The organism is Shimia ponticola, from assembly GCF_007995215.1.
Lineage (GTDB): Bacteria > Pseudomonadota > Alphaproteobacteria > Rhodobacterales > Rhodobacteraceae > Shimia_B > Shimia_B ponticola.
Genome location: NZ_VCDK01000002.1, coordinates 426,304 through 448,431, shown reverse-complemented (window position 1 = coordinate 448,431; position 22,128 = coordinate 426,304). Strand labels below are relative to the sequence as shown.

Here is a 22,128-nt window from a genome sequence, read left to right as displayed (position 1 = left end):
GGTGCAAACACCGACGTCCGCATCAATCTGGGCCTTGGCGCCACGAATGATGTTGTGGCCAAGCTGGTCGTCGACGGTGCCGTGGTTGACCAAGGCATCATCGACGTTCGCTAAGAGCGACGCCTCCCTTCGGCCCCGCGATCCTGCGGGGCCACCCCTCCCCTTCATATGCTCTGATGAGCATCCCGACTTTGAAAGGAACTCTCATGTTCAAGAAATTCGCAATCGCCGCCACCGCCATCGCCCTGACAGCCACCGCCGCTTCGGCAACGAACTCGCTGGGCATTCTGGAAGACGCTGATGACCGCGCAAGCTACATCAACATCGACAACGTCCGCGCACTGGACGCCGGTTTCGTGCAGATCGAAACGCTGAAAGGTGACGTGCTGGGCATGGCCTCGGTCAACGCTGGCGCCAACACAGACGTCCGCATCAACCTCGGCCTCGGTGCAACCAATGACGTGGTCGCCAAGCTCGTCGTGAACGGCGAAGTCGTCGACCAAGGCATCATCGATATCCGGTAAGATTTTACCATCCGCATCTCTTGAATGAGACGCAAACAAACCGCGCTGACACGCTCAGAGCGGTTTTTTGCATATTGATTTCAGATACTTGCGATTTTTCTCAAAAATCTTTGGAACGCTTTGCAGACACACCGGTTGTGACATCACTCCGCGACGGACACTCGCTCTGCCGCGCCGACCAAGTAGTAACAGGAGACGTACCATGAAGAAGACATTTGCAGTAGCCGCCCTGATCGCGACCACGCTGACCGCACCGGCATTTGCCACCAACAGCCTGGGCATCACCCGCGACGTCGACGACAACGCCAGCTACATCAACCTGAACCTCGTGCGTGCCACCGGCGCAGGCTATGTCGCCATCGTTGACATGGACGGCAATGAACTGGGCCGCTCGGATGTGGTCGCTGGTGCCAACAGCGACGTGCGCATCACCCTGCCAGGGACCGCGCCGGTCAATGACGTGATGGCGCAGCTTTGGGTCGACGGCATGATGGTCGACACGCAAACCATCGACGTTGACGGCTAAACTCTTCCCGTTGGACACCTCGGAGTGTCTCGGCCCGCAGAGCGATCTGCGGGCCACTTTTTTGTCTGCCGCTTGCCAAGCACGCAGCTATCCGTCATCTCGGACCAATGAAAATTGCTAGCTTCAACATCAACGGGATCAAAGCCCGGATCGACGCTCTGACCGCGTGGCTCGATGAAAGCCAACCCGATGTGGCCATCCTCCAAGAGATCAAATCGGTCGATGAAGCCTTCCCGCGCGAGTTGTTCGAAGATCGCGGATACAATGTCGAAACCCACGGCCAGAAAGGGTTCAACGGAGTGGCCATCCTGTCAAAGCTTCCGCTTGAGGATGTCACGCGCGGCTTGCCGGGCGACGCGAGCGATGAACAAGCACGGTGGATCGAAGCCACGGTGATGGGCAAAAAACCCATCCGTATTTGTGGGTTATACCTGCCCAATGGCAACCCGGCCCCGGGTCCGAAATATGACTACAAACTGGCGTGGATGGAACGTTTGCGCGCGCGCGCAGAGGAACTTCTTGCCGCTGAGGAACCTGCGCTTATGGCCGGTGACTACAATATCATTCCACAGGCCGAAGACGCGAAGACGCCGGACTCATGGAAAGACGATGCCCTTCACCGCCCCGAGTCGCGCGAGGCATGGCGCAAGATCGTCAACCTCGGATTTACCGAAGCCTTCCGGGCCACGACGCAGGGACCGGGTCACTATTCGTTCTGGGACTATCAGGCTGGCGCATGGGATCGGGACAATGGCATTCGGATCGACCATTTTCTATTGACCCCGCAATGCGCGGATTTGCTGGTCGATTGCGTCATCGAACGCGAAGTGCGCGGCGGTCAGAAACCATCAGATCACGTGCCGATCTACGTCGAGCTGGACGCCTGAGCGGTCACATCATGATCGTATAACCAGCTGTAACGGCGGTGAAAAACACCGGGGGCCAAGCGACCGCCAAGCCCCAGCACCATCTGTGCTGCCCGCGCGGCAACGGGATTGTGAATATGAAACCGGTGGGCGTTTGCCGCAGCCTCTTTCATCACACGTGCGACACGTTCTTTGCGCACCGCCTCATACCCCACGAGACCCGCGGTCCCGGGATGGTTGTCCACGAATTGCGCGAGAACCCATGCATCCTCGATCGCCATGACCGCGCCCTGCGCGAGAAAGGGCAGCATCGCATGGGCTGAATCGCCCAACAGGACCACATTTTCTCGCACCCAGCTCTGCGGCACGCGGTGACCAAAGAGACCCCATCGAAACACATCAGTGACATGTGGCAATAGCCGAGCCACCGCACCGCCAAACACGTCAAAACGTGCACTCAGATCTGTCGGGCTGGCTGCGTTATGCCACCCTTCATCGTTCCATGTACGCGTTTCTTCGACAGCAACTATGTTCAAAAGCCGTCCGGCCCGAAGCGGGTAAACAACAACGTGTCTGCCCGGCCCCATGTAAAGGTTCACGCCACCTTCTGTGATGGGTTCCGGCGTCGGCACCAACGCACGCCAGGCAACCTGTCCTGTGAACTGAGCCGCGCGCTCGTCACCTGTGACCCATGGACGGAAGGCGGACTTCACGCCGTCCGCGGCGACAATCAGGTCGGAAGACAGCCGGTTTTCAGGGGAGATATTCTCACCCAACAAGACCTCCACCCCGGCCTCCGCACACGCATCGGACAAAAGCGTAATCATGTCCGCGCGATGAAAAAGCCGCGTTTCGCGTGTTGGCCCATTCGGCAGGATTGCAACGCGCCGTCCCGTCACCGCGTTCAGCGTCAGACCCTTGGACTCAAATCCGAAATGCTGTGCCTGTTCCGTCAGCCCAAGGGCGTGCAACACGCGCATGCCATTGGCCGAGACCTGAATACCGGCTCCGACTTCGGATAATTCCGCCGCCCGTTCATAGACCCGGACGCTTGCCCCGCGTCGCGCAAAACAAAGGGCGGCACAAAGGCCGCCCACCCCACCGCCAATGACGGCGATGTCCATACCCTGCACAGACATCAGTCGTCGCGGTGTACTTTTTCGCGGCGCTCGTGGCGCTCTTGCGCCTCAAGGCTCATGGTAGCGATCGGGCGTGCATCCAACCGCTTGAGCGAAATCGGATCACCGGTTTCTTCGCAGTAGCCGTATTCACCCTCATCAATGCGGCGCAGGGCAGCATCGATTTTGTTGACCAGTTTACGCTGCCGATCACGGGTGCGCAGTTCAAGCGCGCGATCGGTTTCTTCGGATGCGCGGTCGGCCACGTCCGGGATGTTGCGTGTATTGTCCTGAAGTCCTTCGATCGTGTCACGGCTGTCTGACACAAGCTCAGATTTCCAAGCCATGAGCTTGCGCCGGAAATATTCCATCTGGCGCTCATTCATGAATGGTTCATCTTCGGCGGGACGATAGTCGTCTGGCAGGAAAACCTCAGCTTTCATTGCGAACCCCTTGCTGAATTTGGAGTGTGAACAGAACTCACCACTGTTCAGTTGGGCGCGGTGTACTCTTGTTAACCTGGCTTGTCACGCCCGAAAACGCCAATGACTGACAAGTTGAACTTACACAAAAACCGTTTAATTCGGTGCGAAGGCCACGTGTGGAAGGATGCCCAAAAATGACAGCAGGAGCCGCGTTCGGATCAACCGAAAGCTATATCGCAACCGAAGATCTAACCGTTGCTGTGAATGCTGCGATCACGCTGGAACGTCCGTTGTTGGTCAAAGGTGAACCCGGCACAGGCAAGACTGAACTCGCGCGCCAAGTGGCTGCGGCGATGAACCTGCCAATGATCGAATGGAACATCAAATCAACGACACGCGCTCAGCAAGGTCTTTATGAATACGACGCCGTCAGCCGCCTGCGCGACAGCCAGTTGGGGGATGAACGGGTCCATGACGTCGCCAACTACATCAAGAAAGGCAAACTCTGGCAGGCGTTCGAAGCGCCTGAAAAAGTCGTTCTTTTGATCGACGAAATCGACAAGGCGGACATCGAGTTTCCCAACGATCTTTTGCAGGAACTGGATCGGATGGAGTTCCATGTCTATGAGACGGGTCAAACCATTGCTGCTGTGAACCGCCCGATCGTCATCATCACCTCCAACAATGAAAAGGAACTACCGGACGCGTTCCTGCGGCGCTGTTTCTTTCACTACATCCGGTTTCCGGATGCGGAGACGATGCGCAAGATCGTTGAAGTGCATCACCCAGGGCTGAAAGAGAGCCTGCTGACAGCAGCTCTGACGCAATTTTATGAAATCCGTGACATGGCCGGGCTCAAGAAGAAGCCATCAACATCCGAGGTGCTGGATTGGCTGAAGCTTCTTCTGGCTGAAGACCTGACAGCGGAAGACCTGCGCCGGGACGGTGCAAATGCTCTGCCCAAGTTGCACGGCGCGCTTTTGAAAAACGAACAGGACGTCCATCTTTTCGAGCGCTTGGCCTTCATGGCACGCAGCGGCAGATAGGCCTGCCTTTCTGACACCAAGATAACGCCCCATTTCCGCCACATTCGCCCCCTGATTCCGCCCCACTCGCTCTTTACCCCGGACTTAACAAAAAAGTTTCGGGGACAGTCCCTTGGCAGGAATGAACGGTCGGGCGCGGGGTTTTGCGCCTTTTGAACAGGAGAACATCGCTGAACGTGCGTCCTGCCTAGCATTGCGTGCGCCCGATCTCTGTACGCGCTGGATCATGGCCTCATGATCGTAGAGCGGCTTCTCAGAAACTGGCTCTTTTTTGGCTTTATGGGCTTGGCTGCTTGTGCACCCATGCCTCAGGTCGATGTCACCAGCCGCCGCGCCGCCGAAGCCCCCCCGCGTCTACCCGCCATGAAAACCTTTGGTGAACGGCAGGTTGCACGCGCAACCCGTTCAAACACGGATATTGCCCGCGATTTCATTGATCTCAGCTTTCAAATGGAAAGCGGTCGCAAGCTTGACATTCTGACCCGGTTCGAAGGTCCGATTTCGCTGCGTGTGGTGGGATCTGGTCCAATATCCCTGGCATCCGACCTCGGTCGGCTCTTGTCGCGACTGCGCCGCGAGGCTGGGCTGAACATCACGATCACAACGGACGAAAGTGCGAACATCAACATCGTTCCGATCTCAAAAAAAGAGATGCAGCGCGTGGTTCCGAACGCCGCCTGTTTTGTTGTGCCAAACGTTCGTGATTGGAATGACTTCAACAAGGCGCGGCGTGGGCCACGTGTGGATTGGACGCGCCTTGCCCGTCGCGAACAGGTGGCCATTTTTGTGCCCACGGACTCAGCGCCACAAGAACTTCGCGATTGCCTGCACGAAGAAATCGCCCAAGCACTTGGGCCGTTGAACGACCTCTACCGCCTTCCCGACAGTGTCTTTAACGACGACAACATCCATACGGTGCTCACCGACTTTGATATGTTGATCCTCAAGACCTATTACGCGCCCGAATTGCGGACCGGGATGACACGTGCCCAGGTTGAGGCCGCCCTACCCCGTATTCTGAGCCGCTTGAATCCAGCCGGTGACAACCAATTGGTCGACATGCCACAGCCCACAAGCCGCGCATGGATCGACGAAATGCATCAGGCTCTGGGATCGGCACGGGCCACGAACAGCCGTCGCTCTGCCGCAGAACGAGCCATCGCTATCAGCCAATCGCGCGGATGGCTGGATGCCAGACAAGGGTTCAGCCTTTACGCCTTGGGCAGGCTGACCATCGCATCAAACCCGGATACGGCGTTGCGCGCATTTCAGGCTGCTGACCGGGTGTATGCGGCGCGGCCTGAAACCCGCATCCATCGGGCCTATGTCGGCGTCCAATTGGCGGCATTCCAGCTTTTGCAGGGCAATGCAGACAGCGTGCTGGCCATAGTGAACCAGCACATCAACACCGCGTTTGAACATGAAAACGCGGCCCTTCTTTCGTCCCTGCTCATGTTCCGCGCTGAGGCGCTCGAACTTCAGGGGCGCGTCTCCGAGGCACAGCTTGTTCGGGTGGACAGCCTGGCGTGGGCGCGATACGGCTACGGCTCAGTTCAGGCGATTGAGGCGCGTCAGCGCGAGATTTCGCAATTGAACCCAGCCAAACGGAGAACAGCCGGTCTATGATCGCAATTGCAACGAGCCTGTGCTTTGCCGCCTATGGCGGCTTTATCGCTTATCGCCGCAAAGGAAGCCGGGCAGACATTGCGCAATATGCCGGGGGCTTTGCCCTCCTTGGGCTGATCATCGGTGTGGCCTTGACGATTGGGTTTGGTCGGGCAGTTTAAGCCCATGTTCTTGCCATTCTTTGACAACCTGCGCTCCGGCGGTGTCCCCGTCTCGCTGCGTGAATACCTCAGCTTTCTTGAGGGCATGAAGCGTGGGCTGGTGACCTACGACATTGACGGGTTCTACTATCTGGCCCGTGCGATCATGGTCAAAGACGAGCGCAACCTCGACAAGTTCGATCGCGCCTTTGCAGCGACTTTTCAGGGGCTTGAAGCCATCACCATGGATCAGGTGATGGAGGCCGTTGATATTCCCGCGGACTGGCTGGCCAAGATGGCTGAAAAACATCTGAGCGAAGAGGAAAAGGCAGAGATCGAGGCCATGGGCGGTTTTGACAAGCTCATGGAAACGCTGCGCGAGCGCCTGAAAGAACAGCAAGGCCGCCACCAAGGCGGCAATAAATGGATCGGCACCGCAGGCACCTCTCCCTTCGGGGCCTACGGGTACAATCCCGAAGGCGTCCGCATTGGCCAAAAGGAAAGTCGCCACCGCCGTGCGGTTAAGGTCTGGGACAAACGCGAATTTCGCAACCTCGACGACAGTGTCGAACTGGGGACGCGGAACATTAAAGTCGCCCTCAAACGCCTGCGACGCTGGGCGCGGGATGGGGCGTCAGACGAGCTTGATCTGGACGGAACGATCCGCGCCACCGCCGAAAACGGATATCTGGACGTCCAAACGCGACCGGAGCGGCGCAACGCAATCAAAGTTCTTCTCTTTCTCGATGTAGGCGGCTCCATGGACCCGCATATCCGCGTCGTCGAGGAGCTATTCAGCGCTGCGCGAGCCGAGTTCAAACACCTTGAATACTACTACTTCCATAACTGTTTGTACGAAGGTGTCTGGCGCGACAACAAACGCCGCTGGAACGCGCAGACCCCGACACACGATGTGTTGCGCACCTATGGGTCGGACTATCGCTGTATCTTTGTCGGTGATGCCTCCATGAGCCCCTATGAAATCGCCATGCCGGGCGGCGCAAATGAACATTGGAACGAAGAGGCAGGCCAGGTCTGGCTGTCTCGCGCCCGCGAGCAATGGCCAGCGCATTTGTGGATCAATCCGGTGCCGCAACGGTACTGGGACTATACCCAATCCATCCACATGATCCGTCAAATATTCGAGGATCGCATGGTCCCCATGACATTGGATGGCATCGACAGCGGCATGAAGCTGCTGAGCCGTGGCTGATCAGGCCCCCGCGCTGAACAAGAAGTCATCCTGAGTCAGCGTGTTTGCCTCCACGCCAACGAGAAACAGCATGTCGGACCACATCGCTCCCAAGTGGCCCAGATTGAGGTACGTCGCCCACCCTTGATCCTGAAGCGCATTCGAAACATCAGCCCATGTGGCAGTCAAAGCGCTCAGATCAATCAGGTCATTGCCAGCCTCGAAGTCGTGAACATAGTCATTGTCGCATCCGGCTTCGAAGACAAAGGTATCCGTGCGTCCATCGCCGCTCCATTGCCCGCCCCAAAGGTGATCTGTTCCAGCACCGCCTTGCAAGACATCCTCGCCTTTGCCCCCGATCAATCGGTCGTTTCCAGCGCCACCAACAAGGGTATCGCGGCCCTTCTGGCCAAATAGATCATCGTTGCCATCGTCACCTGACAGCATGTCCCATCCACGGCGACCATAGATCGTGTCATCACCACTGCCACCAAAGATCGTGTCCTGCCAACGACTTCCGTAGAGAATCTCATCTTCTGGACTATCTCCATACGGTAACACCGGCGAAAAGCTGTTGTCGCCGGGGATGCCCGGGTTTCGGTCAGGGTCAGCCGTTTCTTCGTAAACGTGGATGTAATCAATCAGAAGGCTGTCAGAGAAATCAGTCGTGGCGTCCGGTGATCCGGTCCATGTCGTGTCGACCGCCAAGGATATGGACAGGTACATGTCCTCGGTGACTGTGTTAGCTGCCGTGCGCACAACCTGCCCATCAATCAACCAGCTAATCGTCGTTTCTGTCCAATGCAGCGCGTAGGTATGGAAACCGTCTCCCACATCCTCCGTTGCAACCGGCACACTGTCTGGCGTTCCCTGGTCCCATAGGTTTGTGTAGACCGTGTCCGTGTCATGACCGAGGATCTCGAACACATCGATTTCATCGCTCCAGTCACCATCTGCAGGCAAAAGCCAGAACGCACTCAGAAATCCCTGTTGCGATGGCACGTCCGCACAAATTTCGACGTAGCCCCCTTCTACGCTGAACGTGAGTTCGGTCGTCAGAAGACCTGAAGCATATTCCTGACCTTCGGCGATGATTTGCTGCGCGGGCGTCAACACGTGTGCGGTGATCTCCATCGCACCGTTTGCCTGCGTCAACGTCTGCGGCAATCCGTCAGGCGTATCGGCATCGACGTAATATTGCCCTTCGCCGTTCCGGGCGATCCAGCGGTTGTCATCAAGATGCGGAGAAAAGCTGGTGTTCCAGCGGCCCGAAGAACCATGGCCCGCCCATGTCGACGCGTGTGCGCTGCTGAATTCGTCCTGAAAGGTCAGCGTGTAGTCTGTTCCATCAATCGTTATCGTCGGCGACACCATGAGAGCGGCTCCTTCAAATCTGTCGCTCTCAATGGATCGATTGGACGGCTGTTTCGCAAAGAAAACCTCAACCCGAGGTTAAAGGATCATGAACACAGGGACTTGCCGCCAGCGCGTTCGCGCACCAAGTAACAGGCATGTCCGCTGCAATTATGATGATCGTCGCCGCCCTGATGTATGGGCTGGTTATGGCCCAGTTTTCGGCTTGGTCGACCAAGCGCACGCTGAACGAACGTTCGCGCGAATTGACAGACCCAACGCTGCGCGGACACATCGATCGCATGGCGGATGCGCTGGATCTGCCGACCATCAAGGTCAATCTCTACGAGGTGGAACAGGTCAACGGTCTGGCCGCGCCGGACGGTCGCATCTTTATCACGCGAGGTTTCTATGATCGGTACAAATCCGGAGAGGTCACAGCCGATGAAATCTCTAGCGTCATCGCACATGAATTGGGTCATGTTGCCTTGGGCCATTCGCGCCGACGGATGATCGATTTTTCCACTCAAAACGCCATGCGCACTGCTTTGGCCCTCATTCTTTCGCGCTTCATTCCGGGCGTGGGCCCCTGGATCGCCAATGCTTTGACATCACTTTTGGCGGCGCGGCTGTCACGGGAAGACGAATATGAGGCCGACGCCTACGCCACCGCGTTGCTGATGAAGGCCGGGATCGGATCAAAGGGTCAGAAAAGCCTGTTTGGTAAATTGGATAAGCTCACGCAATCACGGGCCGGTGCTGTGCCTGCATGGCTCTTGAGCCACCCAAAATCCGACGAACGCATCGCAGCGATCGAAGCCAACGAGGCCCGCTGGCAGGCCTGATCAGTATTCCAGGTTGGTCAAAGCTTTTGCCAAACGCGGGAGCCGCGCCTTTCTAAGCAGCGCGCGTTGGTTGGGCGGGCAGCCTTCCATCGTCTTCGCGCGATCCCAAACCTCTGCCACTGCGGCTTTGACAACCTCAGGTTGCTGGACGAAGTGTGACGTCAGGAAATGATCCGGCTCATCACGGCGGATGCCTTCTTCATACAGCGTGCCTCTTGGAAAGTCTTTGATATTGACGGTCAGCAAGACGTCCGCAGACCCGGCAATCGCCGACGCGAGAACATGAACATCGTTTTCGTCCGGCAGATAAAGCCGCGCCTCGTCTGAGGGTTTCGGGTCAACTTCGGCTTCGGGCCAACGCGCTTTGACCAAGGCGATTTCCGCCTCGGCCTGGGCAGCGGCCACCGGGTTCAAACGCGCTGCTGCACGCCGCCATTCCTCGAGAATCCGTGCAGACCAAAGGGGCGTGAAGACACCCGCAGCGGCGGATTTCAACAGCACCTCACGCACAACCGTGGGATATAAAACGCAAGCGTCGATCAGAACCTTCATGGCACCCTAATCCATCAACCGCACAAAGATGGCCTTGAGGTAGCCGCTTTCAGCCAACGAAGGATGGGTCGGGTGATCAGCCCCGGCGAACCCAGTGTGCAGAATCTGCGCTTTACGCCCCGCACGCCCAATGCCTCGCATGGACGCGGCGCGAAATTTGCCAATCTCGGCGGCATGGGAACACGAACACAAAGCCATGTACCCGCCAGGTGCCACCAATGGGGCCGCAAGGCGCGCGATGCGCTCATAGGCGCGCAGCCCAGCTTCCAGTGCCTGTTTGTTCGGGGCAAAGGCAGGCGGGTCGCAGATGACAACGTCAAACGTTTGCTGCTCTTGCGCCAAGGCCTGCAATGTCTCGAAAGCATCGCCTTTGCGGGTGTCAAAACGATCCGCCATGCCCATCGCAGAAGCGCCGTCCTGTGCCAGTGCCAACGCATCGGCAGACCCATCAACGGCCAACGCCGATTGCGCGCCACCTGCCAATGCGGCCAGCCCAAAACCGCCGACATGACTGAACACATCCAAGACTCGTGCACCGCGACACAAGGATTGCGCAAAGGCGTGGTTGGGCCGTTGATCGTAGAAAAGCCCGGTTTTCTGACCGCCCATAAGGTCAGCCATATAGGTCGCCCCGTTCATCGGGACCGGGATTGGCCCGTCAGGCGCAGGACCAGCAGCGACTGTACGCAAGTCCTCCAACCCTTCCAGCGTTCGTGCGCGGCCTGTCCCGTTGATGATCACGGTCTTGATTCCAAGACCGTCCATCAAGGCATCGACAAAGGCTTGCTGCATGCGATCCGCCCATGCCGCATTTGGCTGAAAGACGGCCACATCGCCAAACCGGTCGATAACAACACCGGGAAGTCCATCTGCCTCGGCATGAACCAATCGGTAATACGGGGCATCAAACATGTGCTCGCGCATTGCAGCGGCTGTGGCGATCCGCACGGCCACCCATTTTGCGTTGATGACGGCATCTGGGTCTCGGTCTAAGACCCGGATCGCAATTTTTGATCCCGGTGTGAGAGCCGCCCATGCCAAGAACTCACGCCCCGCATCTTCAAGCTGAACGATAGAGCCTGCCGGAAGCGACTTGGTGCGCCGGTCAAGCACAAGGTCATTGGAATACAACCAAGGTGCCCCGTGTCGGATACGGCGCGCGTCAGTTTTGGGTTTCAGGCGAACAGCGGAAAAAGGGGATGGCGTCATGCCATCCCCTTAGCGGTGTCTTCGCGCGGAGGAAAGATCAGGCAGCGCCGATCAACGGGCGGCTGAGTTCCTGAAGGATCACCTGCTCAAGATGGCTCATGATCCGCACCTTCTGGGTGTTGCCAATCGCATCTGCCGCGATAGCCGCCTGCCCGCCCAATCCAGGCAGGTCTGCATTGATCAGACGTGTCGGGACGATCACCTGACCGGTCGTCGCATCACGGACCGTGAGATTGAACTTGATCGAATGCACACCACCAACGGTGTAACGTGCCTTTTCAGTCATCGAGTGGAAACGAAGAACCTCGACCTCGACGACCACATCCTGCAAACCTTCAAGCTGATCTGTGCCGCGCTGCATGGCTTCGGCAAAGATGTTCAAGACTTGCTTGTGGCGGTCGCCCATGGCGTCGCCGCGCCAGACGATATCAGCGCGTGGGTAATAAACATTGGCCTCAGAGACCTTCAGCCGCTTTGGGACCGCGATCTTTAGTTCAGCGACGTCAAAAGACGGCTGAATGGATTGCGCCAACGGAACTTCCAACGGCGCATTACGAGTCGCCGGGTCATACGAGGCACAAGCTGACAGGCCCAACAGGGCCAGACCAACCATCAACGAAAACTTTTTACGTGCCATAGGAAACACTCCTGTGCTTTGCTCACGTCTGTTTAAGCGTCAGAACCGGGCCAAAATGGGGCGCATTTTAGATGATTGTGGTGTGTTTTCGCGACAAACGCGCTGCAAACAGTGCGGCAGAATATCCTGAGAATGCAGTTGTTAGCGCTATCACGGCATGGTAGTGCAGCCGCGAACCAGCGGAGATGGAGATGTCGCCATGGCTATGAATGCCACGCTAGCCAAAGTCACCGACCGTATTATCGCGCGGTCTGCCGAACCGCGGAGCCGATATCTTGAGCGCATGGCGCAAGCGGCGTCCGAAGGGCCACGTCGCGCGCACCTGACATGCGGCAACCAGGCTCATGCCTATGCCGCCATGGGTGCTGACAAGGACGCGCTTGTTGCTGAACGCGCGCCTAATCTGGGCATTGTCACCGCGTATAATGATATGCTGTCGGCCCATCAGCCCTTTGCGACCTATCCGGACGTGATCAAAGAGGCCGCACGCGCGGCTGGTGCAACTGCACAAGTGGCTGGTGGTGTTCCGGCCATGTGTGACGGTGTCACCCAAGGTCAGGTCGGGATGGAATTGTCCCTCTTTTCCAGAGACGTGATCGCGCTGGCCACTGGGGTTGCGCTGTCGCACAACACCTATGATGCCGCTGTCTATCTTGGCGTCTGCGACAAGATCGTCCCCGGCCTCATCATCGCTGCGGCGACCTTTGGCTATATCCCGGGCGTGTTCCTACCCGCCGGACCAATGGTGTCCGGACTCCCCAATGACGAAAAAGCCGCCGTGCGCAAACGGTTTGCCTCGGGCGACTGTGGACGGGACGAATTGATGGCCGCCGAAATGGCGAGCTACCACGGTCCGGGTACATGCACGTTCTACGGCACCGCGAATTCGAACCAGATGCTGATGGAGTTCATGGGGCTACACCTGCCAGGCGCATCCTTTGTGAACCCCGGCACCCCGCTACGCGAGGCGCTAACCGTTGCTGGCACGCAAACGGTTTTGGCGAACACGGCACTGGGCAACAACTTCCGTCCAGTGTCTGACATCCTGTCAGAAAAGGCGATCGTGAATGGCATGGTCGGCCTGATGGCCACCGGTGGATCGACCAACCTGATCCTGCACCTGCCAGCCATGGCACGGGCTGCGGGTGTCATCATTGAGCTTGAGGATTTTGCCGAGCTTTCGGACACTGTGCCCCTGATGGCAAAGGTCTATCCAAACGGGCTTGCCGATGTGAACCATTTCCATGCCGCGGGTGGCCTTGGATACATGATTGGCGAGTTGCTGGACGCAGGTCTTTTGCATGGCGACACCGTCACCGTCGCTGGCAACGGGCTGCGCGACTACACTCAGGAACCGAAATTGAAAGACGGCGCTGCAATCTGGGTCGACGGTACAACACAAAGCCACAATGAAAAAATTCTGCGCCCTGCATCGGAACCGTTCCAGTCCTCGGGCGGACTGCGTCGACTTCAGGGGGACCTGGGCACCGGTGTGATGAAGGTGTCGGCGGTAAAGCCCGAATTGCATGACATTACGGCCCCTGCGCGCGTTTTCGAAACTCAGGAAGCTGTTAAGGCCGCCTTTCAAGCAGGTGAATTCGACAAGGATACGGTTGTAATCGTGCGCTTTCAGGGTCCAAAGGCCAATGGCATGCCAGAGCTCCATGCCCTGACGCCAAGCTTGTCGGTTTGCCTGGATCGCGGCATCAAGATTGCCTTGGTCACGGACGGGCGCATGTCGGGGGCGTCGGGCAAGGTGCCTGCTGCCATTCACGTAAGCCCGGAGGCCGCCGACGGTGGGCCACTGGCCTATGTCCAGGACGGCGACATGGTGCGCGTCGATGCTGTGAACGGCATCCTTGAAAATCTCGCGCCGGACTGGCGCAATCGCACACCAGCTACGCCTGATCTGTCCGACAACGGCCACGGCGTTGGGCGCGAATTGTTTGAAATCTTCCGCCAGACGGCTGGCCCGGCAGTGACCGGCGCTGGCGTGGTGGTCTAACACAAAGGAATGCTGCGATGACCCCAGCGGAACAGTCCCTCAAAGCTGCCGAGGTTTGCAGCGCCGCCCCAGTGGTCCCGGTCATTCAGATTGAAGATGCCGCTCAGGCACACGGGCTTGCAACGGCGCTTGTCGCTGGTGGGCTGCCCGCGCTTGAAGTGACCTTGCGCACAGACGCAGCACTTGATGCGATCTCGGCCATGGCGGATGTCGAAGGTGGGATCGTGGGTGCTGGCACCTTGCTGACCCCGACAGACGTCAAGGCGGCCAAAGCGGCAGGTGCCACATTTGGCGTGTCGCCGGGCGCGACAGATGCCCTGATCAAAGCTGCCGAAGACGAAGAGCTTCCGCTTTTGCCGGGCGCTGTTACAGCGAGCGAGGTGATGAACCTGCTTGAGCGCGGTTACACCGTTCAGAAATTCTTTCCAGCTGAGGCTGCTGGCGGCATTCCAATGCTCAAAGGGTTTTCATCACCGCTGCCGCAAGTTCGGTTTTGCCCGACCGGCGGCATCAGCCTGTCGAATGCGCGCAATTATCTTGCGCTGCCCAATACGATTTGTGTCGGCGGCAGCTGGGTCGTGCCAAAAGACGCGGTTGCCAATGGCGATTGGGATCGGATCACCAAGCTGGCACGCGAAGCAACTCAGCTCGCGGCCTAGGCAAGCCCCTGCCGCGCGGCGCGCCCTCCGCGTCGGCCGGTACGCGTTGGTGCATTCAACCCTGCCTGGAGGGTTTCGGTCATAGGATGATGCGGGTTTTCAGGCGCATAATGGTCTAGCAACGCTGCAATACTGGCCTTTGGATCAGCGTCCGTCGGGACATTGATCGCCCAATCCAGAAAGATCGACCGGCATTCGCCTCCGGTGATTCCTTCGATATTGTAAGCTTCCCGGATCAAACCCTTGGGGTCCAAGCTCTTGAGATCGTTTTCTTGCGAGCTCATGCTCACCCCTCCTTGGTCTAATCGTCGGCCCCCTCGGACCAGCGCGTCAGATGCCCATTGATCAAGGTCGCGCTTGTCTCTGCGGTCTCCGAAAGCCGATCCAATAGCGCTCTACGCCCTTCGGCCCCCGTATCCCGCAGCAGCATCGACAACGCGCCTTCGCCCAAATCCGCGACATCCTGACCGGGTGCGCCGATCAACTCCATCGCGGATCTTACACGCCACAAAAGCGCAGCGGCCTTGGTCAGCGCAGCAGCATCTGCGTCAGGAATGAGGTCAGCCGCGACACCACAGGCGATTTGTTGCTGCGTACCTCGTTCGGAATGCCCTGCGATAAGCGCCATGGTCTGACCGAACAGTTCGATATCTTGCAACCGACCACGCCCATCCTTAACGCTCAGCCCCCCTTCGCCGGGCTTGGCCACCGCCAGCCTTTCGCGCATGTCTTGCACGTCTTTGGCAGCGTTTGCTTGGTCTCGTGAACGCGCCAACACCTTGTCGCGCACGTCGAGCACCCGCTGCCCGATGGAGTGCGTTCCGGCGATCGGACGCGCGCGCGTCAGCGCAAGATGCTCCCACGTCCAGGCTTCTTCTTGTTGATAGACCTCAAAGGACTCAATCGATGTTGCCACCGGGCCATGACGTCCCGAGGGGCGCAGGCGCATGTCCACTTCGTACAAACGTCCGTTCGCCATCGGTGCGCTGAGCGCGGTGATCAAAGCCTGCGTCAGGCGCGCATAATATGTCCGTGCTGGCAAAGGGCGGCGTCCGTCAGATGCCTCGACACCATCGGCATCATAGACGAACAGCACATCCAGATCAGAGCGCGCATGCAGCCGCCCTGCCCCCAATGACCCCATTCCAAGGATCATCGCCCCGTTGCCCGGCGGTGGCCCGTGTCGCGTGCTGAACTGCTCGCAGACGCGCGGCCACACCCCCAAAAGGACCGCTTCCGCAAGATCGGAGTACTGCTGACCCGCTTGTTCGCCCGAGATCAGGGCCTGCATGTGGTGCACACCGATCCGAAAATGCCAATCATGCATCCAGCGCCGTGCAGCGTCCAAAGCGCGCTCATAATCGTCTTCTTTGGCGATGGCTGTCTTCAAACGCTCCGCCAAACCATCGACACCGGGCCACTCTGCGAAAAACGCACCGTCAAGAACCGCGTCAATCACGCCAGCATTTCGGCCCAGATAAGCCGCCAAAGGGGGCGCAACCGATGCAATATCGGTCAAGAGATCGATCAATTGTGGATTGGCCTCAAAAAGCGAGAACACCTGCACACCTGCCGGAAGCCTGGAAAGGAACGCATCAAAATCGCGCAGCGCTTGCTCGGGATCGGCGGCACGCAACAGACGCGAAAGGATCAAGGGCTGCAGGCGGTGGAACAATTGAACGGCACGGCTTGACCGCAACGCGGGATAATCCGGCCAACGCGAAGTGACCTCCGCCCCAAAATCAGGAACAGGCTCTTGTGCCTTGCCTGCTGAGGCCCGTTGAAAGAACGGCTCTGTCAGGTTGTGAACGATCTCTAGATCATCCTTGAGCTGTGCCTTCATCGTTGACACATCGGTGCCCATAAAGGCCGCAAGGCGCGCAAAACCTTCATCAGAATGCGGAAGACTATGGGTCTGGGCATCGCGCAACATTTGAAGCCGATGTTCGACCTCTCGGTGGCGCGCATAGATCGTTTGCAAGGTTTGGGCATCATCCGCTTCGACCCAGCCCGCCTCGGCCAGTGCCGTCAGCGCAGGTACAGTGCCGCGCTGGCGCAGGTTTGGATCGCGTCCACCAGCAATCAATTGCCGGGTCTGGGCATAAAACTCGATCTCTCGAATTCCACCGCGCCCCAATTTCATGTCATGCCCGGCAAGTGTGATGGGACCGAAGAGCCCCTTGTGTTCGCGGATTTTGAGGCGAATGGAATGTGCATCTTCAATCGCGGCAAAATCGAGGTGTCTGCGCCAGATGAACGGCAAGAGGTCATGCAGAAACTCCTCGCCAACGGCGATGTCTCCCGAGGAAGCGCGCGCCTTGATAAAGGCCGCGCGCTCCCATGTGCGGCCAAGGCTCTCGTAATAGGTCAACGCGGCTTGTGTGCTGAGCACAATCGGGGTTGCGGAGCCATCCGGGCGCAGCCGCAAATCCGTCCGAAAGACATAGCCGTCGCCTGTCACATCGCTCAGAATTTTCATGGCATTTCGGACGCCCCGGACAAGATGTCCACGCCGTTCGCTCGCATCAACCTGATCCATGCCGTTGGCATCGAAGAGACAAATCAGGTCAATGTCGGAGGAATAATTCAGTTCGTACGCACCCATCTTGCCCATAGCCAGAACAGCTGGACGGCATCCAGAAGGAAGCTTGCCGCGTGCTTCCAGCGGCGCGAAGGCCAGATTTAGCGCGACATCAACACACCGATCCGCAAAGCGGGTCAGAGCCCCTGTCGCCTCCTCCAATGTCCATGCCCCGGCGATATCCATCAGTGCGATCAGACCCGCCGCCCGACGTTTGGCGATGCGAAGGGCCTTTGGACTGTCCGCGTTCTCGGTCAAGGCGATCAAGGCCGCGTCCGGGGACTCAACCGCCTCAAGCATCCATTCGGACTCTCGCGTCAGGACATCGTGCAGATACGGCGCGCAGCCTGCGATCCCGGCAGCGAGGTCAGCAAATGCCCGTGATGGATAGAGCGCCCTGATATCTTCTCCGCGCGCGGGCAAAAACGGGGTTGGCCAACGGGTGATTTTCGCTTCAAAACTCATGCATCGAACATAGGCATCGCCGCAGTAAGGGGGTCAATGCCAGCCAATGGGAATGAGGGCGGAAAAGTGAGCAAAAGCCTGAAACGCGTCGCACGCGCCTTGCAAGAGCTGAACCTCGACGTCGATATCAAAGAGGTCAGCCAAGCCCGGACAGCCCAAGAGGCAGCAGACAGCCTTGGATGCTCTGTCGCGCAAATCGCCAATTCCATCATCTTTCTGGGACAGAGAAGTGGTCGTGTGTTTCTATTTCTGACCTCTGGTGCGAACCGGGTGGATGCAGACAAGGCAGGTTCCGTTGCGGGCGAACCGCTGGGCAAGGCAGACGCCGCCATCATCAGGGCGCAAACCGGGTTCGCCATCGGTGGTGTCGCCCCCGTTGGACACCTGACACCAACACTGGCTTGGTTCGATCCACATCTGCTGACATTCGACCTCATTTACGCGGCTGCGGGCACACCACGGCACCTTTTCGGACTCAACCCGCAAAAGATGCTGGAGATTTCAGGCGCACAACCTGCTGATTTCACAGCGCAATCCAGATTAATGTAAAAAACATTCACATCAGGCATTGATTGCCGCAGGCCATGTACACATATCGGTGATGTGAAAGACATTCACATTAATTCAAACCGGAGACAAACATGACCTCGCTCGCCCCTGCAACGTCCACCCAAGAACACATGGCCGGTCAGTCATGGTTCACGCGGACCGAGGCCTGGCTTGATGAAAAAGGCAAAGGTGCCTGGATCGCGGCCATGGTTCTTGGCTTCATCTTCTTCTGGCCGATCGGCCTTGCCCTCCTTGCCTACATGATCTGGAGCAAACGCATGTTCAGCAAATCCTGCGGTTCCCGCAGCAGCCACCGTCACTCGGCCCGCATGGCCATGAAACCGTCCGGCAACAGCGCATTTGACGCCTACAAGGCAGAAACCCTGCGCCGCCTGGAAGATGAACAAGAAAGCTTTGAAGCCTTCCTTGAGCGTCTGCGCGCTGCAAAAGACAAATCTGAGTTCGATCAATTCATGGACGAACGCGCGAAAACTGCCGACGCGGACGCAAAGTCCGACGACGACGAGTAAAGGTAGCGGTCCGGGAAAATGGCTGCGCGGGAACCGACCCTTCCCTCAGCCTCCCGGACCGTTCACCTGTGATAAAGGTGATTTTCAGATGACAACTGCGACAAGTTACGAATTCTACGACATGCCAAAAAAGAAAAACAAACACACCTCTCCGACCATTTTGCCGGTCCATGTTCCGACCGGTGTGCAAATCCTCTCGATCCTGCTCTACGCAGCATTCGCGATCCCTGTGTCGATCGTTGCTTTGATCCAGTTCTGGCCAGCGGGCATCGCCTTGGCAGGGTTCTTTGCCTACCAATGGGGCCGCGTCCCCAGCTTTGGCGGCGGCTCGGTTTCGCAACAGTTAGAGGCATTGAAACCGCAACTGCACCCAGAAGAACCTGCCAGCAGCGGCAACGCCACCTTCGATGCCTATCGTGGCGAAATGCTGGATCGGCTGGAGAAAGAGCAACAGAATTTTGAGGGTTTCCTTCAGCGCCTGCGCGCCGCCAAGGACAAGTCCGAGTTCGACCAGTTCATGGAAGACCGCGCTGCCGCCGCAACGCAGGCTTTGCCCCGCGACTAATGCAACGGGTCACCGCCAAAGGTGGTGACCCCTCATTCCAACCAGAGTGAAAACGACATCCATGGCTTACACCGACCCATACGCGGCCCTGCCCGACCCAGAATTGAACAAAGGCTTTTATGCCGACGTGCCAATCAAGCGATTGCTGGCCTTCATTTTGGACCTTTGCATCATCCTGATGCTGTCTCTTGTGGTGGCTTTTTTGACGTTCGGCCTCGGGTTTTTCGTCTTCTTCGCGATCTTTGGGATCGTCGGTTTTACTTATCGCGTTCTGAGCATCGCGTCAGGCTCGGCCACGTGGGGCATGCGGATGATGGCAATCGAATTGCGCACCCAACGCGGAGAACGGCTCACGCTGTTTGAAGCCGTCTTGCATACCGTTGGATTTTACGTGTCTTTTGCAGTGACCCCAATCCAGCTGATCTCAGTATTCCTGATGTTGACCACCCCTCGCGGACAAGGCTTGACCGACATGCTCTTTGGCACTGTTGCGCTCAACCGTCGCGGGAATTACTGAGCGGCATAATATCAATTGCGCTTCTCACACGGATTGATAGGCTGCGTGACAGTCAGCAATCCATATTCAGGGGCCTGATGCGCCACAGTCTCCCTCTTGCACCGCAGTTTTATGTGACGGCACCGCAGCCTTGCCCGTACCTTGACGGGCGGATGGAGCGTAAACTGTTCACTGCTTTGCAAGGCGACTCTGCGCAGATGCTCAACGACAGTCTGAGCAAGCAAGGGTTCCGGCGGTCGCAGAATGTCCTCTATCGTCCATCATGCGCAGACTGCGCCGCGTGTTTGTCAGCCCGCATCCGCGTGGCCGATTTCAAACCAACGCGCAGCCAGCGCCGTGTTCTCAAGCGCAATGCCGGTCTGGAACGGCGTGCAACGGCGCCGTGGGCGACCGAGGATCAGTTCGACCTCTTCCGCCGTTACCTGGATTCGCGTCACTCCGACGGCGGCATGGCCGATATGGACATCTTCGAATTCGCCGCGATGATCGAGGAAACCCCGATCCGCAGTCGCGTTATTGAATATGCTCGGCCTTCGGACGACGCATTTGGATCGAATGAGTTAAATGCCGTTTGCCTGACCGACGTGCTCGATGACGGCGTGTCCATGGTCTACAGCTTCTTTGAGCCGACAGCAGAAAAAGACAGCCTCGGCACATACGTGATCCTGGATCACATTGCCATTGCGCAAGAAGCTGGACTTCCATTTGTCTATCTTGGCTACTGGGTCCCCGGCAGCAGCAAGATGGGCTACAAGGCGCGGTTCTCGGGTGTTGAGGTGTATCGTAACGGCACATGGCAACCATTGACCAACCCCGAAGACTTTTCGGCCGAAATCGACCCGCTGGCGGTCGAGCCAATTGCCGAACAGGTGGCACAAATCAACTTGCCTGACATGCTCCGGACCAAAGGCGTCTAACACCGTGCATCTGCACGCAGTGACCATTGTCGTTCCCGACTATGATGCCGGGCTCGCCTTTTACGTGGATACCCTTGGCTTCAATCTCATCGACGACATTGACCTAGGGGATGGCAAACGGTGGGTTCTGATCTCTCCGGGTGGGGACGCTCACATCCTTTTGGCCAAAGCGACGACCGACAGCCAAACTGCCGCAATCGGAAACCAGACCGGTGGGCGTGTCGGGTTCTTTCTGCACTCGGATGATTTCGACAAGGATTACGCTCGCATGAAATCCGCTGGCGTGACCTTTCTGGAAGAACCACGCCATGAAGCCTATGGCGAGGTCGTTGTATTCAGCGATCCTTGGGGCAACAAATGGGATCTCTTGCAGCTTAAGAAGTGACCACTGATCTACTTTTTGGGTGGCCTTTGTAGAACGCCGTTTCCGTAGACCAATTCCTGATTGATTGTCGCTGCCCGCCGCAACAGCCACAACGCACGAACATCCAAGCGGCCATGCGTCAACCAATCCGCATCATAGCGAATGGATAGTGTCCGGTCGCCTTTCAACATGGCCACATTGCCATTCGCAATGTGACTTCCGCTAAACGCGCCCGGTGTCAGCATCTCGTCGGTGTAGGCGATCCCAAGCCAGTCGCAGAGCTTGCCCAAGGCCTTGGCGGGAGCGAGAGCAAGTTCCTCGTATCCCAATCTGAAACAAGGCAGCCCTGATGCCTCAATCCTACGTTGAAGCTCCGGAACCTGAGCCAGCCACTTAGCATAGGCGCGATGCATTGGTACCTTGCGGCGCCGGGCCTGCGATGCGCCCCAGGACCGAACATCTCGCACGATGAAAACCAACCGCAGATCGAAATGCGCGGACAGTTCAGCAGAGTATCCAATCCCTGCAGGTGTGCTTTCCAAGAGATATTCCATCGACGGGTTTTGATCGCGCGCAGCGTGCCAAAGCTTATCAAGGTTCTGCGCGACGCTTTGCGGTGCCGCCGATCCCAAAAGGTGAGGCTGCAACGGCCTCCAGACGGGACAGGTCTCGACTGTTTCACCGCAACTGCAAACTGCCTCTTGAAAACGGCCTTCGCGCAGGTTGCGAAACGTTGAGCTGTTTGGCGCAATGCGGTGGTCGAGCGTCCGCAGCGCTTCGCCAATGCCGACGACCTTGGGAGAGCACCCCAAGACAGCATCCAACAGGGTTGTGCCGCTGTGCCCCAATCCGATCACTTGGATCAGTTTGGGGCGTTTTGCGTTGTTCCCGTCCTCTTGGGCCACGTTATTCGCCCG

At 57.9% G+C, this 22,128-nt stretch carries 25 protein-coding genes; 16 read left to right on the top strand and 9 right to left on the bottom strand.

Annotated elements, in window-relative coordinates; translation table 11 throughout:
- Positions 1-206 precede the first annotated feature (206 nt).
- The 3 genes from FE702_RS03465 to xth all read left to right on the top strand — a co-directional run bounded on the left by FE702_RS03465 (position 207) and on the right by xth (position 1,937).
- A complete protein-coding gene (locus tag FE702_RS03465; RefSeq protein ID WP_147124812.1) occupies positions 207-524 on the top strand; it encodes a hypothetical protein in 318 nt (105 codons plus the stop codon).
- Positions 525-726: 202 nt separating this feature from the next.
- The gene (locus FE702_RS03460) at positions 727-1,050 is read left to right on the top strand and encodes a hypothetical protein (RefSeq protein WP_147124811.1); all 324 of its coding nucleotides are present in this window, start codon (positions 727-729) and stop codon (positions 1,048-1,050) included.
- Between the two features lie 107 nt (positions 1,051-1,157).
- Entirely contained in the window at positions 1,158-1,937 is a 780-nt protein-coding gene (gene xth, locus FE702_RS03455; protein ID WP_147124809.1) for an exodeoxyribonuclease III, read from the top strand.
- Here the strand turns inward: xth and FE702_RS03450 are convergent.
- Positions 1,916-3,055, bottom strand: a complete 1,140-nt coding sequence (locus FE702_RS03450) for an FAD-dependent monooxygenase (protein ID WP_147124808.1) — start codon at positions 3,053-3,055, stop codon at positions 1,916-1,918. The genes xth and FE702_RS03450 overlap by 22 nt on opposite strands.
- Positions 3,055-3,477, bottom strand: a complete 423-nt coding sequence (dksA, locus tag FE702_RS03445; protein WP_147124806.1) for an RNA polymerase-binding protein DksA — start codon at positions 3,475-3,477, stop codon at positions 3,055-3,057. The genes FE702_RS03450 and dksA overlap by 1 nt, the downstream gene beginning before the upstream one ends.
- Before the next feature lie 176 nt (positions 3,478-3,653).
- On the opposite strand from dksA, the gene FE702_RS03440 reads away from it, so the two are divergent.
- The 4 genes from FE702_RS03440 (at position 3,654) to FE702_RS03425 (ending at position 7,484) form a co-directional block, all read left to right on the top strand.
- The gene (locus FE702_RS03440) at positions 3,654-4,505 is read left to right on the top strand and encodes an AAA family ATPase (RefSeq protein ID WP_147124804.1); all 852 of its coding nucleotides are present in this window, start codon (positions 3,654-3,656) and stop codon (positions 4,503-4,505) included.
- A 303-nt stretch (positions 4,506-4,808) separates the two neighbouring features.
- Positions 4,809-6,131 carry a DUF2927 domain-containing protein gene (locus tag FE702_RS03435; RefSeq protein ID WP_255449572.1) on the top strand — a complete coding sequence of 441 codons (1,323 nt, stop codon included), beginning with the start codon at positions 4,809-4,811 and terminating at the stop codon, positions 6,129-6,131.
- Positions 6,128-6,292, top strand: a complete 165-nt coding sequence (locus FE702_RS03430; RefSeq protein ID WP_147124803.1) for an apolipoprotein acyltransferase — start codon at positions 6,128-6,130, stop codon at positions 6,290-6,292. Before FE702_RS03435 ends, FE702_RS03430 begins: the two co-directional genes overlap by 4 nt.
- Positions 6,293-6,296: 4 nt before the next feature.
- Positions 6,297-7,484 carry a vWA domain-containing protein gene (locus tag FE702_RS03425; RefSeq protein ID WP_147124801.1) on the top strand — a complete coding sequence of 396 codons (1,188 nt, stop codon included), beginning with the start codon at positions 6,297-6,299 and terminating at the stop codon, positions 7,482-7,484.
- Here the strand turns inward: FE702_RS03425 and FE702_RS03420 are convergent, their stop codons facing one another.
- On the bottom strand, positions 7,485-8,837 hold the full coding sequence (locus FE702_RS03420; protein ID WP_147124800.1) for a family 16 glycosylhydrolase: 1,353 nt from the start codon (positions 8,835-8,837) through the stop codon (positions 7,485-7,487).
- A 137-nt stretch (positions 8,838-8,974) separates the two neighbouring features.
- On the opposite strand from FE702_RS03420, the gene FE702_RS03415 reads away from it, so the two are divergent.
- Entirely contained in the window at positions 8,975-9,661 is a 687-nt protein-coding gene (locus FE702_RS03415; RefSeq protein ID WP_255449571.1) for a M48 family metallopeptidase, read from the top strand.
- Here FE702_RS03415 and FE702_RS03410 read toward each other — a convergent pair whose 3' ends face one another.
- Genes FE702_RS03410 through FE702_RS03400 form a run of 3 tightly spaced genes read right to left on the bottom strand, consistent with a single transcriptional unit; the run spans position 9,662 to position 12,059 of the window.
- A complete protein-coding gene (locus tag FE702_RS03410; RefSeq protein WP_147124798.1) occupies positions 9,662-10,213 on the bottom strand; it encodes an RSP_2648 family PIN domain-containing protein in 552 nt (183 codons plus the stop codon).
- A 6-nt stretch (positions 10,214-10,219) separates the two neighbouring features.
- Positions 10,220-11,422: an RSP_2647 family RNA methyltransferase gene (locus FE702_RS03405; protein ID WP_147124797.1), complete on the bottom strand. Its 1,203-nt coding sequence runs from the start codon at positions 11,420-11,422 to the stop codon at positions 10,220-10,222.
- Between the two features lie 37 nt (positions 11,423-11,459).
- A complete protein-coding gene (locus FE702_RS03400) occupies positions 11,460-12,059 on the bottom strand; it encodes a DUF6778 family protein (protein WP_255449570.1) in 600 nt (199 codons plus the stop codon).
- A 199-nt stretch (positions 12,060-12,258) separates the two neighbouring features.
- Here FE702_RS03400 and edd point away from each other — a divergent pair, with 199 nt between their 5' ends.
- The gene (gene edd, locus FE702_RS03395; protein ID WP_147124796.1) at positions 12,259-14,064 is read left to right on the top strand and encodes a phosphogluconate dehydratase; all 1,806 of its coding nucleotides are present in this window, start codon (positions 12,259-12,261) and stop codon (positions 14,062-14,064) included.
- A 17-nt stretch (positions 14,065-14,081) separates the two neighbouring features.
- Positions 14,082-14,723, top strand: coding sequence for a bifunctional 4-hydroxy-2-oxoglutarate aldolase/2-dehydro-3-deoxy-phosphogluconate aldolase (locus tag FE702_RS03390; RefSeq protein WP_147124795.1), 642 nt, complete (start codon positions 14,082-14,084; stop codon positions 14,721-14,723).
- Here the strand turns inward: FE702_RS03390 and FE702_RS03385 are convergent.
- Both FE702_RS03385 and FE702_RS03380 read right to left on the bottom strand, forming a co-directional pair.
- Positions 14,720-15,007: a hypothetical protein gene (locus FE702_RS03385; RefSeq protein WP_147124793.1), complete on the bottom strand. Its 288-nt coding sequence runs from the start codon at positions 15,005-15,007 to the stop codon at positions 14,720-14,722. The genes FE702_RS03390 and FE702_RS03385 overlap by 4 nt on opposite strands.
- 17 nt (positions 15,008-15,024) lie before the next feature.
- On the bottom strand, positions 15,025-17,769 hold the full coding sequence (locus FE702_RS03380; protein WP_147124792.1) for a [protein-PII] uridylyltransferase family protein: 2,745 nt from the start codon (positions 17,767-17,769) through the stop codon (positions 15,025-15,027).
- Positions 17,770-17,835: 66 nt separating this feature from the next.
- Between FE702_RS03380 and FE702_RS03375 the strand changes: the two genes are divergently transcribed.
- From FE702_RS03375 to FE702_RS03350, 6 genes are all read left to right on the top strand, one after another.
- Positions 17,836-18,318: a YbaK/EbsC family protein gene (locus tag FE702_RS03375; protein ID WP_147124790.1), complete on the top strand. Its 483-nt coding sequence runs from the start codon at positions 17,836-17,838 to the stop codon at positions 18,316-18,318.
- A 92-nt stretch (positions 18,319-18,410) separates the two neighbouring features.
- Positions 18,411-18,848, top strand: coding sequence for a DUF2852 domain-containing protein (locus FE702_RS03370; protein WP_147124789.1), 438 nt, complete (start codon positions 18,411-18,413; stop codon positions 18,846-18,848).
- Positions 18,849-18,936: 88 nt separating this feature from the next.
- Positions 18,937-19,413 (top strand): DUF2852 domain-containing protein, encoded by a 477-nt coding sequence (locus FE702_RS03365; RefSeq protein WP_255449569.1) that lies wholly within the window; start codon positions 18,937-18,939, stop codon positions 19,411-19,413.
- A 61-nt stretch (positions 19,414-19,474) separates the two neighbouring features.
- Positions 19,475-19,930 carry an RDD family protein gene (locus FE702_RS03360; RefSeq protein WP_147124788.1) on the top strand — a complete coding sequence of 152 codons (456 nt, stop codon included), beginning with the start codon at positions 19,475-19,477 and terminating at the stop codon, positions 19,928-19,930.
- A gap of 77 nt (positions 19,931-20,007) precedes the next feature.
- Entirely contained in the window at positions 20,008-20,847 is an 840-nt protein-coding gene (locus FE702_RS03355; protein ID WP_147124786.1) for an arginyltransferase, read from the top strand.
- 4 nt (positions 20,848-20,851) lie between these two features.
- Positions 20,852-21,232: a VOC family protein gene (locus FE702_RS03350; protein ID WP_147124785.1), complete on the top strand. Its 381-nt coding sequence runs from the start codon at positions 20,852-20,854 to the stop codon at positions 21,230-21,232.
- An 8-nt stretch (positions 21,233-21,240) separates the two neighbouring features.
- Here FE702_RS03350 and FE702_RS03345 read toward each other — a convergent pair whose 3' ends face one another.
- Positions 21,241-22,116 (bottom strand): sulfotransferase family protein, encoded by an 876-nt coding sequence (locus FE702_RS03345; protein ID WP_186826970.1) that lies wholly within the window; start codon positions 22,114-22,116, stop codon positions 21,241-21,243.
- Positions 22,117-22,128 lie beyond the last annotated feature (12 nt).

Coding starts and splice junctions, on each gene's coding strand:
- FE702_RS03425 (WP_147124801.1), top strand. CDS start 6,297: ATGTTCTTGCCATTCTTTGACAACCTGCGCTCCGGCGGTGTCCCCGTC.
- FE702_RS03420 (WP_147124800.1), bottom strand. CDS start 8,837: ATGGTGTCGCCGACGATAACGATTGATGGAACAGACTACACGCTGACC.
- FE702_RS03405 (WP_147124797.1), bottom strand. CDS start 11,422: ATGACGCCATCCCCTTTTTCCGCTGTTCGCCTGAAACCCAAAACTGAC.
- FE702_RS03430 (WP_147124803.1), top strand. CDS start 6,128: ATGATCGCAATTGCAACGAGCCTGTGCTTTGCCGCCTATGGCGGCTTT.
- FE702_RS03415 (WP_255449571.1), top strand. CDS start 8,975: ATGTCCGCTGCAATTATGATGATCGTCGCCGCCCTGATGTATGGGCTG.
- FE702_RS03435 (WP_255449572.1), top strand. CDS start 4,809: ATGCCTCAGGTCGATGTCACCAGCCGCCGCGCCGCCGAAGCCCCCCCG.
- FE702_RS03450 (WP_147124808.1), bottom strand. CDS start 3,055: ATGTCTGTGCAGGGTATGGACATCGCCGTCATTGGCGGTGGGGTGGGC.
- FE702_RS03360 (WP_147124788.1), top strand. CDS start 19,475: ATGGCTTACACCGACCCATACGCGGCCCTGCCCGACCCAGAATTGAAC.
- FE702_RS03370 (WP_147124789.1), top strand. CDS start 18,411: ATGACCTCGCTCGCCCCTGCAACGTCCACCCAAGAACACATGGCCGGT.
- FE702_RS03355 (WP_147124786.1), top strand. CDS start 20,008: ATGCGCCACAGTCTCCCTCTTGCACCGCAGTTTTATGTGACGGCACCG.
- FE702_RS03410 (WP_147124798.1), bottom strand. CDS start 10,213: ATGAAGGTTCTGATCGACGCTTGCGTTTTATATCCCACGGTTGTGCGT.
- FE702_RS03390 (WP_147124795.1), top strand. CDS start 14,082: ATGACCCCAGCGGAACAGTCCCTCAAAGCTGCCGAGGTTTGCAGCGCC.
- edd (WP_147124796.1), top strand. CDS start 12,259: ATGGCTATGAATGCCACGCTAGCCAAAGTCACCGACCGTATTATCGCG.
- FE702_RS03460 (WP_147124811.1), top strand. CDS start 727: ATGAAGAAGACATTTGCAGTAGCCGCCCTGATCGCGACCACGCTGACC.
- FE702_RS03380 (WP_147124792.1), bottom strand. CDS start 17,769: ATGAGTTTTGAAGCGAAAATCACCCGTTGGCCAACCCCGTTTTTGCCC.
- FE702_RS03400 (WP_255449570.1), bottom strand. CDS start 12,059: ATGGCACGTAAAAAGTTTTCGTTGATGGTTGGTCTGGCCCTGTTGGGC.
- FE702_RS03440 (WP_147124804.1), top strand. CDS start 3,654: ATGACAGCAGGAGCCGCGTTCGGATCAACCGAAAGCTATATCGCAACC.
- FE702_RS03465 (WP_147124812.1), top strand. CDS start 207: ATGTTCAAGAAATTCGCAATCGCCGCCACCGCCATCGCCCTGACAGCC.
- dksA (WP_147124806.1), bottom strand. CDS start 3,477: ATGAAAGCTGAGGTTTTCCTGCCAGACGACTATCGTCCCGCCGAAGAT.
- xth (WP_147124809.1), top strand. CDS start 1,158: ATGAAAATTGCTAGCTTCAACATCAACGGGATCAAAGCCCGGATCGAC.
- FE702_RS03385 (WP_147124793.1), bottom strand. CDS start 15,007: ATGAGCTCGCAAGAAAACGATCTCAAGAGCTTGGACCCCAAGGGTTTG.
- FE702_RS03365 (WP_255449569.1), top strand. CDS start 18,937: ATGACAACTGCGACAAGTTACGAATTCTACGACATGCCAAAAAAGAAA.